The organism is Streptomyces durocortorensis (assembly GCF_031760065.1).
GTDB lineage: Bacteria > Actinomycetota > Actinomycetes > Streptomycetales > Streptomycetaceae > Streptomyces.
Genome location: NZ_CP134500.1, coordinates 932,129 through 945,319, shown reverse-complemented (window position 1 = coordinate 945,319; position 13,191 = coordinate 932,129). Strand labels below are relative to the sequence as shown.

The 13,191-nt window shown below is 71.7% G+C and carries 12 protein-coding genes and 1 pseudogene; 10 read left to right on the top strand and 3 right to left on the bottom strand.

Annotated elements, in window-relative coordinates; translation table 11 throughout:
• Positions 1-6: 6 nt before the first annotated feature.
• Positions 7-684: a potassium channel family protein gene (locus RI138_RS04005; protein WP_311118781.1), complete on the bottom strand. Its 678-nt coding sequence runs from the start codon at positions 682-684 to the stop codon at positions 7-9.
• Positions 685-750: 66 nt separating this feature from the next.
• Between RI138_RS04005 and RI138_RS04000 the strand changes: the two genes are divergently transcribed.
• Entirely contained in the window at positions 751-1,314 is a 564-nt protein-coding gene (locus RI138_RS04000; RefSeq protein ID WP_311118780.1) for an HIT family protein, read from the top strand.
• Positions 1,315-1,381: 67 nt separating this feature from the next.
• Here the strand turns inward: RI138_RS04000 and RI138_RS03995 are convergent, their stop codons facing one another.
• Complete coding sequence (locus RI138_RS03995; RefSeq protein ID WP_311118779.1) at positions 1,382-3,052, bottom strand: hypothetical protein; 1,671 nt, start codon at positions 3,050-3,052, stop codon at positions 1,382-1,384.
• A 153-nt stretch (positions 3,053-3,205) separates the two neighbouring features.
• Positions 3,206-5,431 carry an elongation factor G-like protein EF-G2 gene (locus tag RI138_RS03990; protein WP_311118778.1) on the bottom strand — a complete coding sequence of 742 codons (2,226 nt, stop codon included), beginning with the start codon at positions 5,429-5,431 and terminating at the stop codon, positions 3,206-3,208.
• 288 nt (positions 5,432-5,719) lie between these two features.
• Here RI138_RS03990 and pgsA point away from each other — a divergent pair, with 288 nt between their 5' ends.
• The 9 genes and pseudogenes from pgsA to ruvA all read left to right on the top strand — a co-directional run bounded on the left by pgsA (position 5,720) and on the right by ruvA (position 13,190).
• Complete coding sequence (pgsA, locus tag RI138_RS03985) at positions 5,720-6,415, top strand: phosphatidylinositol phosphate synthase (RefSeq protein WP_311118777.1); 696 nt, start codon at positions 5,720-5,722, stop codon at positions 6,413-6,415.
• Complete coding sequence (locus tag RI138_RS03980) at positions 6,412-7,335, top strand: phosphatidylinositol mannoside acyltransferase (protein ID WP_311118776.1); 924 nt, start codon at positions 6,412-6,414, stop codon at positions 7,333-7,335. Before pgsA ends, RI138_RS03980 begins: the two co-directional genes overlap by 4 nt.
• Positions 7,332-8,492 carry a glycosyltransferase family 4 protein gene (locus RI138_RS03975; protein WP_311118775.1) on the top strand — a complete coding sequence of 387 codons (1,161 nt, stop codon included), beginning with the start codon at positions 7,332-7,334 and terminating at the stop codon, positions 8,490-8,492. The genes RI138_RS03980 and RI138_RS03975 overlap by 4 nt, the downstream gene beginning before the upstream one ends.
• A gap of 114 nt (positions 8,493-8,606) precedes the next feature.
• On the top strand, positions 8,607-9,152 hold the full coding sequence (locus tag RI138_RS03970; RefSeq protein ID WP_311118774.1) for a hypothetical protein: 546 nt from the start codon (positions 8,607-8,609) through the stop codon (positions 9,150-9,152).
• 176 nt (positions 9,153-9,328) lie between these two features.
• Positions 9,329-10,249: a pyridoxal 5'-phosphate synthase lyase subunit PdxS gene (pdxS, locus tag RI138_RS03965; protein WP_096632479.1), complete on the top strand. Its 921-nt coding sequence runs from the start codon at positions 9,329-9,331 to the stop codon at positions 10,247-10,249.
• A gap of 6 nt (positions 10,250-10,255) precedes the next feature.
• Entirely contained in the window at positions 10,256-10,849 is a 594-nt protein-coding gene (gene pdxT / locus RI138_RS03960) for a pyridoxal 5'-phosphate synthase glutaminase subunit PdxT (RefSeq protein ID WP_096632478.1), read from the top strand.
• Positions 10,850-10,910: 61 nt separating this feature from the next.
• Positions 10,911-11,663, top strand: coding sequence for a YebC/PmpR family DNA-binding transcriptional regulator (locus RI138_RS03955; protein WP_096632476.1), 753 nt, complete (start codon positions 10,911-10,913; stop codon positions 11,661-11,663).
• Between the two features lie 172 nt (positions 11,664-11,835).
• A pseudogene (gene ruvC, locus RI138_RS03950) lies at positions 11,836-12,429 on the top strand (crossover junction endodeoxyribonuclease RuvC); the annotation flags it as partial.
• 134 nt (positions 12,430-12,563) lie between these two features.
• On the top strand, positions 12,564-13,190 hold the full coding sequence (ruvA, locus tag RI138_RS03945) for a Holliday junction branch migration protein RuvA (RefSeq protein WP_096632473.1): 627 nt from the start codon (positions 12,564-12,566) through the stop codon (positions 13,188-13,190).
• Position 13,191: the final 1 nt, after the last annotated feature.

Sequence of the window (13,191 nt, the reverse complement as noted above, 5' to 3'; positions counted from 1 at the left end):
GCGGCGCTACCCGCGCTCCGGGGGCCGTTTCTCGTCCTCCCGCGTGAACACCTGGATCAGCCACGACGAGAACGACCCGGTCACCGCGCCGAGCAGCGCGAGCCCGCACGCCATCAGCCCCGCCGCCACCGTCCGGCCCCAGAAGGTGACCGGTGAGGCGTCCCCGTAACCGACCGTCGTGAGCGTCGCGCACGCCCACCACACCGCGTCGCCGAAGGTATGGATGGAGGCGCCGGGGGCCGCGTGCTCCAGGTGGTAGACCGCGAGCGAGGCGGCGAATCCGAGCAGGCCGACGGTGGTACTCGCGTACGCCATCACGCGCGCGTACAGGTTCAGCCGCGGCCGGTCGCGGCGGCGCTGCACCGCCGTATAGACCTGGACCATCCGCAGCGGGCGCAGCAACGGCAGCAGCAGGACCAGGGTGTCCAGCCAGTGAGTGCGGACGAAGCGCGCGCCCAGGCCGCTGAGCCCCAGCCGCGTCACGTAATCCGCCAGGAACAGCAGCCAGGTCGACCAGACGAGGATCAGGGCGATGCCGTTCCAGGGCTCGGCCTCGTGCGGGGTCAGCACCCGGACCGCGTATCCCGCCAGGAAGAGCAGCCCCGCGGCGAAGAGGGGCACCTCCGTACGCTGCTCCCAGCGGGTCAGCCGGGCCGGTGGCTCGGATGCGGGTAGGTCGCTCATCGCCTCAGCATTGCGGGCGGCCGTGCGGTGCGCCCCCGGCGACACGCTCCGCACGGGTGACGCAATATGCTGATCGGCATGACGAGTGAGCCGGAGCAGCAGATCGGCGTGGGGACGCCCGACGCATTCCAGCGCCTGTGGACGCCCCATCGGATGGCGTACATCCAGGGCGAGAACAAGCCGAGCGGCCCGGGTGCCGAGGACGGCTGTCCGTTCTGTTCGATCCCGGCGAAATCCGACGAGGAGGGCCTCGTCGTGGCGCGCGGCGAGCACGTCTACGCGGTGCTGAACCTGTATCCGTACAACGGCGGCCACCTCATGGTGGTGCCCTACCGTCATGTCGCCGACTACACCGAGCTGGACGGCCCCGAGACCGTCGAGCTGGCGGACTTCACCAAGCGGGCGATGGTCGCCCTGCGCGCGGCCTCCGGGGCGCACGGCTTCAACATCGGCATGAACCAGGGCTCCGTCGCCGGTGCGGGGATCGCCGCCCATCTGCACCAGCACCTGGTGCCGCGCTGGGGCGGGGACACCAACTTCATGCCGGTCATCGGCCACACCAAGGTGCTGCCGCAGCTGCTCGGCGACACCCGGGCGATGCTGGCCGACGTCTGGCCCGCGACCGTCTGAGCGGGCGGTCCCGCGGGTAACGCTGGAAGACCCCCGTCCGGCGGGGGGTCTTCCCGCGTACGCGCGCCTAGGCGTCGTAGACGTCGGCCTTGCGCGGGGCCGGGTCCTGGACGAGGCCGCTCAGGACTATCGAGCGGTTGTCGAAGCGCTCGGTGTCCACACCGTTCTCCTCCAGCACGCGCATGGCCGCCGAGTGGACGACCCGCAGCACCGGGGTCGCGGCGCGCATCGCGTCGTCCGCCATGAAGCGGTGGTTCCACGGCTTGGCCGCCCAGGCGTGCCGCAGCCCGAACGGCTCGGGCAGCACTATCTTCCCGCCCAGGTAGTCCAGCAGGGGCGGATACCAGGTGAGGGGGGCCCGCAGCGCGAGCCGGACGACCTCCTTGGCCTCCACCAGCGGCAGCTGGATGTCCCGGGTCTCCCAGAAGCGGACGGTCTTGTTGACCGTCTTCGTCTTGGCCTCCGGCTTGGAGAGGAACAGCCCGTGCACCGGCCCGAGCGCATGGCCGGTGACCTCGATGCGCAGGGTCTCGTGGAGCACGGTGACGGTGATCATCATCGTGATCACCAGCTGCCCGTCCCACAGGGTGAACTGGACGCCCAGATAGTGCCGGTCACCGCTGCCGAACTGCTGGTGGTTGCAGATCCGCTGTATCTCGTGCGGCTTCACCTGGAAGGTGGCGACGTCCTCGCCGTCGGGGCGCGAGACGGCGTCGGCGTTCTCCCCGATCGGCGAGACGATCCAGTGCTTCACGGACGGCTTGGGAAAGCCGCCGGTGTTCAGCGGGCCGCGCTCCAGCATCTTCAGCTGGTCGTGGATGATCCTGATCAGGTCCCAGCTGCGGAACTGGTGGATCTCCTTCGTCGGGTCCTTGGGGACCAGCTCCTCGGCCAGCTGCCAGCTGCCCCAGCGGGTGCCCATCCCGAGGACGCCCTTGGGCCCCGCGTAGAAGACGGCGTTGGACTGCTGCTCGGCCGACAGCTTCTCCAGACCCTGGCGCAGCGCCTCGCGTGCGGTCTCGTTGGGGTTCTTCGGCACCGCCTCGGGGATCTTCGCGATCACTCCGGTACCGGACAGCAGCCCGTCCCAGCGGGCCCGCAGATCCTTGGCGGAGGTCTCCGCGATCCGCTTGGCGAGGAGCCAGCCGATCACCGGGGCGACGAGCGCGCCCCGGACGTAGAGCGCGAGCAGCCCGTCCAGGGGGAGCTTGACCATCAGCACCAGCGCGCCGATCCCGCAGGCCGCCAGCAGCACCGTACCGACCGACCGGAACGCCGTGTCCTTGGACTTGTCGAGCGCGTCGCGGACCCGGAAGGCGATCACCCACGCCAGCAGTCCGGGCAGGAAGAGGATGCCGAACACCACGGTCACCAGCGTGAGCCGGGTGTCACGGGCCTTGCGCAGGTTGTTCGCGGACAGGCAGTGCTCCACCACCGTCTGCGGGTCGGTGCCGAAGGACTGGATGAGCGCCTTACGGGCTCCGCCCAGCATCCGTTCCTGAACGGCGCGGGCGAACGCCTCGCCGAGATTGGGCTTGAAGTAGTCCGACTTGAACAGCTTGGAGGACCCCGGCTTCACCACGGACTTGTGCCACTCGCTGTTGGCGTCGAGGATCTTCTCCACCGGGCTGTCCCGATACGCCGCCGAGGCCAGGGCGTTGGTCGCCACCGACTGACCGCCGGACCCCTGGATCGGGATCTGGGCCCCGGGTGAGAAGTCGAATCCGTCGTTGGCCACCTGTCGCCCCCACTCGCCGCACCGTCCGCTCCTGCGGGTGTGCCCAACTACCGTACGCGGCATACCTTCTGAGCTGCGCCCACAGCGTATCGTCCCGTCCGCGGCACCGCCCGTCACCGGCGGGACCCGGCCGGGTGTGCGACCGTGCGCCGGTCACGCGCCGGGTGATCCGTCCCGCTGCCCGGTGCGGATCCGGTCGGCCACCTGCGGCGGCACCGCCTCGTGCCGGGCGTAGGCGCGGTCGAAGCACCCGGTGCCGTGGGACAGGGAGCGCAGGTCCACGGCGTACCGGCCGACTTCGATCTCCGGCACCTCGGCCCGTACGACGGTGCGCCCGCCCGGACTCTGCTCGGTGCCCACGACCCGGCCCCGGCGTCCCGACAGATCGCTCATCACCGGGCCCACGAAGTCGTCCGGGACCAGCACGCTCACCTCGCAGACCGGTTCCAGGAGCTGGATACGGGCGTCCGCCGCCGCCTCCCGCAGGGCGAGCGCACCGGCGGTCTGGAAGGCGGCGTCCGAGGAGTCCACCGAGTGCGCCTTGCCGTCCAGCAGCGTGATCCGTACGTCGACGAGCGGATGCCCGGCGGCCACCCCCTTCGCGGCCTGGGCCCGTACTCCCTTCTCCACCGACCCGATGAACTGACGCGGCACCGAACCGCCCACCACCCGGTCGACGAACTCGACGCCCGAACCCGGCGGCAGCGGCTCCACCTCGATCTCGCAGATCGCGAACTGCCCGTGCCCGCCCGACTGTTTGACGTGCCGTCCGCGCCCGGTGGCCCGGCCCGCGAACGTCTCGCGCAGCGGCACCCGGTGCGGTTCCGCGTCGACCTGGACGCCGTAGCGCTCGCGCAGCCGTTCCAGGGCGACTTCCTGGTGCGCCTCGCCCAGGCACCACAGGACGACCTGGTGGGTGTCCGGGTTCTGTTCGAGGCGCAGGGTGGGGTCCTCGGCCACCAGCCGGGCCAGCCCCTGCGACAGCTTGTCCTCGTCCGCCTTGCCGTGCGCCCGGACGGCCAGCGGGAGCAGCGGGTCCGGCGTCGACCAGGGCTCGATGAGAACCGGGTCACCGGCAGGGGAGAGCGTGTCACCGGTCTCCGCCTCACCGAGCCGCGCCACGCACGCCAGGTCGCCCGCTATGCACCGGTCCTGGGTGCGCTGCTGGCGGCCGAACGGCGAGGTGAGCGCGCCGAGGCGGATCTCCGCCTCGTGACAGGGGCGCGGCGCGTGCCCCGTCGCGTCGAGGCCGTGGCCGCACAGATGCACCGGATCGTCCGGGCGCAGGGTGCCGGAGAAGACGCGGACGAGCGAGACACGGCCCACGTACGGGTCCGACGAGGTCTTCACGACCTCGGCGACCAGCGGGCCTTGCGGATCGCAGACCGGCGCGGGCCGGGGCTTGCCCGCCGGGGTCGTGACGACGGGCGGGGTGCGCTCCAGCGGGGTCGGGAAGCCGCGCGTGATCAGCTCCAGCAGCTCCACGGTGCCGATGCCCTGCCGGGTGCCCTCGGCCGCCGGGGCCGCGGTGAGGACGGGGTGGAAGGAGCCCTTGGCGACCGCTCGCTCCAGATCGCCGACCAGCGTCGATACGTCGATGTCCTCGCCGCCGAGATAGCGGTCCATCAAGGACTCGTCCTCGCTCTCGGCGATGATCCCCTCGATCAGCCGGTCCCGGGCCGCCCGCAGCGGCTCCTCCTGCTCCCGCGCGGGCGGCAGCTCGGCGCGTTCCCCCGAGGAGTAGTCGAGCATCCGCCGGCTCAGCAGCCCCGTGAGCCCGGTCAGCGGGGCGTGCCCGTCGGCGGCCTCGGGCCCCAGCACCGGCAGGTACAGGGGCAGTACGGCATCGGGGTCGTCGCCGCCGAAGATCTCGGAGCAGACCCGGGTCATCCCGTCGAACGAGGTGCGGGCGGTGTCCAGATGCGTGACGACGATCGCGCGCGGCATGCCGACGATCGCGCACTCCTCCCATACGGCCCGGGTGGTCGCGGCCACGGACTCGGCCTCCTGGGCCGCCGAGACGACGAAAAGCGCCGCGTCCGCCGCGCGCAGACCGGCCCGCAGCTCCCCGACGAAGTCCGCGTAACCGGGGGTGTCCAGCAGATTGATCTTGCATCCGTCCCAGGCCACCGGGACCAGCGAGAGCTGCACGGAACGCCGTCGGCGCTGCTCGATCTCGTCGTAGTCGGAGACGGTCGCCCCGTCCTCGACCCGCCCGGCCCGGTTCACGGCGCCCGCCGTCAGGGCCAGCGCCTCGACCAGGGTGGTCTTGCCCGATCCGCTGGGGCCGACCAGCACCACGTTCCGTATCGCGGAGGGGTGGCCGGCCGTCGGTGCTCCTCCGGCGGCTCCGGGGTGTGCGTGTGCCTTGTCGCCCATGATGCGTGCCTCCCGGTCGATGGCGCGGTGCGGGGGAGGGCGACCGCGCGTGGGGCAGCGGTGGTCACGGGCACGGGGAGGCCGCCGCGGCGGCTTCGGCGACGCCCGCGGTCCTTCGAGCTTGGCACCGGGACGCGGCCGCGTCCATACGTCGCACGTGGTCCCCGTCCCCGCCGCCCTGACACCCCCCGGGCGGGTGCCCGTCCGGTGGACGGCTGCGGTGGTGACTACGATGGGCCAGCCGGTGGCCGTAGGGGCCGCTCGGCCAACCGAACCCTCGGGAAGGCCATGCTGAACAAGTACGCGCGTGCATTCTTCACGCGTGTCCTCACCCCGTTCGCCGCTCTGCTGCTCCGCCTCGGGGTCAGCCCCGACGCGGTCACTCTCATCGGCACGGCCGGAGTGATGGCAGGTGCGCTGGTCTTTTTCCCGATGGGGGAGTTCTTCTGGGGCACGATCGTCATCACGATCTTCGTCTTCTCCGACCTCGTCGACGGCAACATGGCGCGGCAGGCCGGGATCTCCAGCCGGTGGGGCGCGTTCCTCGACTCGACGCTGGACCGGGTCGCCGACGGGGCGATCTTCGCCGGATTCGCTCTCTGGTACGCGGGCAGCGGTGACGACAACATCCTCTGCGCCGTCGCGATCTTCTGCCTGGCCAGCGGCCAGGTGGTCTCGTACACCAAGGCGCGCGGCGAGTCGATCGGCCTGCCGGTCGCGGTCAACGGCCTCGTGGAGCGCGCCGAGCGCCTGGTGATCTCACTGGTCGCGGCAGGTCTCGCCGGACTGCACAAGTTCGGCGTCCCGCACATCGACGTCCTGCTCCCGATCGCCCTGTGGATCGTCGCCGCGGGCAGCCTGGTCACGCTGATCCAGCGCGTGGTGACCGTACGCCGTGAATCGGCGGAGGCGGACGCCGCGGAGGCGGACGCGGACGCGTCCGCCGTCGGCTCCGCCGACCAGGGGAGCGAGGCCGACCGGTGAGCGGCGGCGCGTCCGGCCTGAAGGGCCGGGTCACCGACGGGCTGTACGGACTGGGCTGGAGCGCCCTGAAGACGCTGCCCGAGCCCGCCGCGGCGGCCCTCTTCCGCACCATCGCCGACCAGGCGTGGAAGCGGCGCGGCAAGAGCGTGCTGCGGCTTGAGTCGAACCTGGCGCGGGTCGTCCCCGACGCGGGTCCGGAGCGTCTTGCCGAGCTGTCCCGGGCCGGGATGCGCTCCTACATGCGCTACTGGATGGAGTCGTTCCGGCTGCCGACCTGGAGCCCGGAACGGATCAGGGCGAGCATCGACGTCAAGGACGCGCACCTGCTCACCGAAGCCCTGGACGCCGGGAACGGCGTGATCCTCGCCCTGCCGCACCTGGGCAACTGGGACCTCGCCGGAGCCTGGGTCACCACCGACCTGAAGGTCCCCTTCACCACCGTCGCGGAACGGCTCGACCCCGAGTCGCTCTACGACCGGTTCGTCGCCTACCGAGAGGGCCTCGGCATGGAGGTCCTGCCGCACAGCGGCGGGGCGGCCTTCGGGACCCTGGCCCGCCGACTGCGCGCGGGCGGCCTGGTCTGCCTGGTCGCGGACCGGGACCTGTCCGCCTCCGGGGTGGAGGTGTCGTTCTTCGGTGCCACCGCCCGGATGCCCGCCGGACCCGCGCTGCTCGCCCAGCAGACGGGCGCGCTGCTGCTGCCGGTGACCCTCTGGTACGACGGCACACCGGTGATGGGGGCCCGCGTCCACCCGGCGGTCGAGGTGCCGGAGGAAGGCACCCGCGCCGAGAGGACGTCCGTCATGACCCAGGCCCTGGCCGACGCCTACGCCACCGGCATCGCCGAACACCCGGAGGACTGGCACATGCTCCAGCGGCTCTGGCTGGACGACCTGGAACCCCGGGGGGACACCACGTGAAGATCGGCATCGTCTGCCCGTACTCGTGGGACGTACCGGGCGGTGTGCAGTTCCACATCCGGGACCTCGCCGAACACCTGATCCGGCTCGGCCACGAGGTCTCCGTCCTGGCCCCGGCCGACGACGAGACCCCGCTGCCCCGTTACGTCGTCTCGGCGGGCCGGGCCGTCCCCGTCCCGTACAACGGCTCGGTCGCCCGGCTGAACTTCGGCTTCCTGTCGGCGGCCCGGGTACGGCGCTGGCTGCACGACGGCACGTTCGACGTGATCCACATCCACGAACCGACCTCCCCGTCGCTGGGCCTGCTGGCCTGCTGGGCGGCGCAGGGACCGATCGTGGCCACCTTCCACACCTCCAACCCGCGCTCCCGGGCGATGATCGCCGCCTACCCGATCCTCCAGCCCGCGCTGGAGAAGATCAGCGCCCGGATCGCGGTCAGCGAGTACGCCCGGCGCACCCTGGTCGAGCACCTCGGCGGCGACGCCGTCGTCATCCCGAACGGCGTCGACGTCGGCTTCTTCGCCAAGGCCGAGCCGAAGGCCGAATGGCAGGGGCAGACCCTCGGCTTCATCGGCCGCATCGACGAACCCCGCAAGGGGCTGCCCGTCCTGATGAAGGCTCTGCCCGCGATCCTCGCCGCCCGCCCGGAGACCCGGCTGCTGGTCGCGGGGCGCGGGGACGAGGAGGAGGCGGTGGCATCCCTGCCGAAGGAGCTGCGCGAGCGCGTCGAGTTCCTCGGCATGGTCAGCGACGAGGACAAGGCCCGTCTGCTGCGCAGCGTCGATGTGTACGTGGCCCCCAACACCGGTGGCGAGAGCTTCGGGATCATCCTGGTGGAGGCGCTGTCGGCCGGTGCGCCGGTGCTCGCCAGCGACCTCGACGCGTTCGCCCAAGTGCTGGACCAGGGCGCGGCGGGCGACCTGTTCGCCAACGAGGACGCCGACGCGCTGGCCGCCGCCGCGATCCGGCTGCTGGGCGACCCGGAGCGCCGGGCCGGACTGCGCGAGCGCGGCGAGGCGCACGTGCGGCGCTTCGACTGGGCGACGGTGGGGGCCGACATCCTCGCGGTGTACGAGACGGTGACGGACGGGGCCGCTTCCGTCGCGGCGGACGAACGCTCGGGGCTGCGGGCGCGGTTCGGGCTGGCGCGGGACTGAGGGCGCGGTTCGAGCCGGGCCGCCGGGGCCTGCGCCGGGGCGGGGCTCCGGCGACGGCGGCGTTGGGGCCTCCTGTTGAAGGGGGAGGCCACGGCGACGGTAGCGTGTGGGCCCGTGACCGTAACCCTCATCTGGATCGTCGTCGCCCTCGTCGCGATCGGCGTGTACCTCAGCTGGACCGCGGGCCGCCTCGACCGCCTGCACTCCCGGATCGACGCCGCCCGCGCCGCCCTCGACGCCCAACTGCTGCGCCGCGCCTCGGTCACCCAGGAGCTGGCCACCTCCGGCGTCCTGGACCCGGCCGCCTCGATCGTTCTGTACGAGGCAGCGCACGCCGCCCGGCAGGCCGAGGAGGACCACCGCGAGGTCGCCGAGAGCGAGCTGAGCACCGCCCTGCGCGCCGTCTTCGGCGAACCGGCCCAGGTGGAGGCGGTTAAGGAGGTCCCCGGCGGCGAGGACGCGGCCGTCGAACTGGCCGCCGCCGTACGCCGTGTCCCCATGGCCCGCCGCTTCCACAACGACTCCGTGCGCGCGGCCCGCGCGCTGCGCCGGCACCGTACGGTCAGACTGTTCCGGCTGGCCGGGCACGCGCCGTTCCCGCTGGCCTTCGAGATGGACGACGCCCCGCCGGTGGCCCTGGCGGACCGTCCCGGTACGTAGGACCGACCCCGAACCGCGCAGGACCGACCCCGAAACCACGCAGGGCTGACCCCGAAACCACGCAGGGCCGACTCCAAAACGATCCACGGCCTGCCCATTGGCCCTTGCTGTGGACTGGTCCCGCAGCGTTTGCTCGGCGATGCAGCATCCAGCGTCTTTTCACCGAGTGAGGTCCCGTGTCCACGCTTCCCAGCACCCCGCAGTCCACCGAGTCCCCCGCCACCGGCACCGCCCGCGTCAAGCGCGGCATGGCCGAGCAGCTCAAGGGCGGCGTGATCATGGACGTCGTCGACGCCGAGCAGGCGAAGATCGCCGAGGACGCGGGCGCCGTGGCCGTCATGGCCCTGGAGCGGGTCCCGGCCGACATCCGCAAGGACGGCGGCGTGGCCCGGATGTCCGACCCCAACATGATCGAGGAGATCATCGGGGCCGTCTCCATCCCCGTCATGGCCAAGTCCCGCATCGGCCACTTCGTCGAGGCCCAGGTCCTCCAGTCCCTCGGCGTCGACTACATCGACGAGTCCGAGGTCCTCACCCCGGCCGACGAGGTCAACCACAGCGACAAGTTCGCCTTCACCACCCCCTTCGTGTGCGGCGCCACCAACCTGGGCGAGGCCCTGCGCCGCATCGCCGAGGGCGCGGCCATGATCCGCTCGAAGGGCGAGGCCGGCACCGGCAACGTCGTCGAGGCCGTCCGCCACCTGCGCCAGATCAAGAACGAGATCGCGCGTCTGCGCGGCTTCGACAACAACGAGCTGTACGCCGCCGCCAAGGACCTGCGCGCCCCTTACGAGCTGGTCAAGGAGGTCGCCGAGCTCGGCAAGCTGCCCGTCGTGCTGTTCTCCGCCGGTGGCGTCGCCACCCCGGCCGACGCCGCGCTGATGCGCCAGCTCGGCGCCGAGGGCGTCTTCGTCGGCTCCGGCATCTTCAAGTCCGGCGACCCGGCCAAGCGCGCCGCCGCCATCGTGAAGGCCACCACCTTCTACGACGACCCGAAGGTCATCGCGGACGCCTCCCGCAACCTGGGCGAGGCCATGGTCGGCATCAACTGCGACACGCTGCCCGAGTCCGAGCGCTACGCCAACCGCGGCTGGTAATCACTGATGAGCGACACCCCCCTGATCGGCGTCCTCGCTCTCCAGGGCGACGTACGGGAGCACCTGATCGCCCTGGCCTCGGCGGACGCCGTGGCCAGGCCGGTCCGGCGCCCCGAGGAGCTCGCCGAGGTCGACGGCCTGGTCATCCCCGGCGGCGAGTCGACCACCATGTCCAAGCTGGCCGTCCTCTTCGGCATGATGGAGCCCCTGCGCGAGCGGGTCCGGGCCGGCATGCCGGTCTACGGCACCTGCGCCGGGATGATCATGCTGGCCGAGAAGATCCTCGACCCGCGCTCGGGCCAGGAGACCGTCGGCGGCATCGACATGATCGTGCGGCGCAACGCCTTCGGCCGCCAGAACGAGTCCTTCGAAGCCGCGGTCGAGGTCGCCGGGATCGATGGCGGCCCGGTGGAGGGCGTCTTCATCCGCGCCCCCTGGGTGGAGTCCGTCGGAGCCGAGGCCGAAGTCATCGCCGAACACGGCGGGCACATCGTGGCCGTGCGCCAGCGAAATGTCCTTGCCACGTCGTTCCATCCTGAACTGACCGGCGACCATCGCGTGCACGCTCTGTTCGTGGACATGGTGCGCGCAGTGAACTGAGCGGACCCCGGTAGGATCTCTCGGGTTCGACTCGATTTTGGTGACGCGAAGGAGAAGGCAGATGTCCGGCCACTCTAAATGGGCTACGACGAAGCACAAGAAGGCCGTGATTGACGCCAAGCGCGGCAAGCTCTTCGCGAAGCTGATCAAGAACATCGAGGTCGCGGCGCGCTCCGGCGGCGTGGACCCCGATGGCAACCCGACGCTCGTCGACGCCATCCAGAAGGCGAAGAAGAGCTCCGTCCCGAACAAGAACATCGACTCCGCCGTCAAGCGTGGCGGCGGTCTCGAAGCGGGCGGCGCCGACTACGAGACGATCATGTACGAGGGTTACGGCCCCAACGGTGTCGCGGTGCTCATCGAGTGCCTCACCGACAACCGCAACCGTGCCGCGTCCGACGTACGTGTCGCGATGACCCGGAACGGCGGCTCCATGGCCGACCCGGGCTCCGTCTCGTACCTGTTCAACCGCAAGGGCGTCGTGATCGTGCCCAAGGGCGAGCTGACCGAGGACGACGTCCTCGGCGCGGTCCTCGACGCGGGCGCCGAGGAGGTCAACGACCTCGGCGAGACCTTCGAGGTGGTCAGCGAGGCCACCGACATGGTCGCGGTGCGCACCGCGCTCCAGGAGGCGGGCATCGACTACGACTCCGCCGAGGCCAACTTCCTGCCGACCATGCAGGTCGAGCTGGACGAAGAGGGCGCGCGCAAGATCTTCAAGCTCATCGACGCGCTGGAGGACAGCGACGACGTGCAGAACGTCTTCGCCAACTTCGACGTGTCCGACGAGGTCATGGAGAAGGTCGACGCCTGACGGCGCGGCCGGTTCAGCCGGCACAGCCGGTACGGCTTGGTTCGACGGGCCGACGGGGCACTCCCCGTCGGCCCGTCGTCTTGTGGTTGCGAGGCTTTGTCAGTGCGAGCCGATAGCCTGCGGGAACAGATGAACGAGCGGGCGCGGCACGCGGCGAGGACAGGGGGGCTCCATGCGGGTTCTGGGCATTGACCCGGGGCTGACCCGATGCGGGGTCGGCGTGGTCGAAGGGGTCGCGGGCCGCCCGCTGACGATGCTCGGCGTCGGCGTCGTGCGCACCTCTTCGGACGCCGAGCTGGGTGACCGGCTCGTCGCCGTGGAGCGCGGCATCGAGCAGTGGCTCGACGAGCACTCCCCGTCCTTCGTCGCCGTGGAGCGCGTCTTCGCCCAGCACAACGTCCGTACGGTGATGGGCACGGCCCAGGCAAGCGCGGTGGCCATGCTCTGCGCCGCCCGGCGCGGCATTCCGGTCGCCCTGCACACGCCCAGCGAGGTCAAGGCGGCCGTCACGGGATCGGGCCGCGCGGAGAAGGCCCAGGTCGGGGCCATGGTGACCCGGCTGCTGAGGCTCGATGCCCCGCCCAGGCCCGCCGACGCCGCCGACGCCCTGGCCCTCGCCATCTGCCACATCTGGCGCGCGCCCGCGCAGAACCGCCTCCAGCAGGCGGTGGCGGCCCACCGCACACAGGGCGCCCCCGGCATGTCCCGCACGGCAGGCACGCCCGGTGTATCCCGTACGCCCGGCCCGCCCGGCATACCCCGTACGGCAGGCGCACCGGGAGCACCCCGTACGTCTGGGGTTTCCCGTACGCCGGGCGCGCCCGGCACGCCCCCCACTCCCGGCGCAGCCGACACGCCCCGCACGCCCCGTACGTCCCGCACGCTGAAAGGCCCCACCGCATGATCGCCTTCGTCTCCGGCCCGGTGGCCGCCCTCGCCCCGACCACGGCCGTCATCGAGGTCGGCGGCATCGGCATGGCCGTCCAGTGCACCCCGCACACCCTCGCCGACCTGCGCATCGGCAAGGAGGCCCGGCTCGCCACCTCCCTCGTCGTCCGGGAGGACTCCCTCACCCTGTACGGCTTCGCGGACGACGACGAGCGGCAGGTTTTCGAACTGCTCCAGACCGCCAGCGGCGTCGGTCCCCGGCTCGCCCAGGCGATGCTGGCCACCCACAGCCCCGACGCCCTGCGCCTCGCCGTATCCACCGGCGACGAGAAGGCCCTCACCGCCGTCTCCGGTATCGGGAAGAAGGGTGCCCAGAAACTGCTGCTGGAGCTCAAGGACCGGCTCGGCGAACCGGTCGGCGCGCACATCGGCCAGCAGGGCATCGGCACCCCTGTCACCTCCGGCTGGCGCGACCAGCTCCAGGCCGCGCTGATCGGCCTCGGCTACGCGAGCCGCGAGGCCGACGAGGCGGTCAACGCCGTCGCCCCGCAGGCCGAGGCCGCCGTCGCCGAGGGCACCGCACCCCCGGTGCCGCAGCTGCTGCGGGCCGCCCTGCAGACTCTCAACCGCGCACGCTGAC

What these genes read in the sequence shown, in the direction of transcription:
- pdxT (WP_096632478.1), top strand. Translation starts at nt 10,256, where the DNA reads ATGAGCGACACCCCCCTGATCGGCGTCCTCGCTCTCCAGGGCGACGTA.
- RI138_RS04005 (WP_311118781.1), bottom strand. Translation starts at nt 684, where the DNA reads ATGAGCGACCTACCCGCATCCGAGCCACCGGCCCGGCTGACCCGCTGG.
- RI138_RS03955 (WP_096632476.1), top strand. Translation starts at nt 10,911, where the DNA reads ATGTCCGGCCACTCTAAATGGGCTACGACGAAGCACAAGAAGGCCGTG.
- ruvA (WP_096632473.1), top strand. Translation starts at nt 12,564, where the DNA reads ATGATCGCCTTCGTCTCCGGCCCGGTGGCCGCCCTCGCCCCGACCACG.
- pgsA (WP_311118777.1), top strand. Translation starts at nt 5,720, where the DNA reads ATGCTGAACAAGTACGCGCGTGCATTCTTCACGCGTGTCCTCACCCCG.
- RI138_RS04000 (WP_311118780.1), top strand. Translation starts at nt 751, where the DNA reads ATGCTGATCGGCATGACGAGTGAGCCGGAGCAGCAGATCGGCGTGGGG.
- RI138_RS03990 (WP_311118778.1), bottom strand. Translation starts at nt 5,431, where the DNA reads ATGGGCGACAAGGCACACGCACACCCCGGAGCCGCCGGAGGAGCACCG.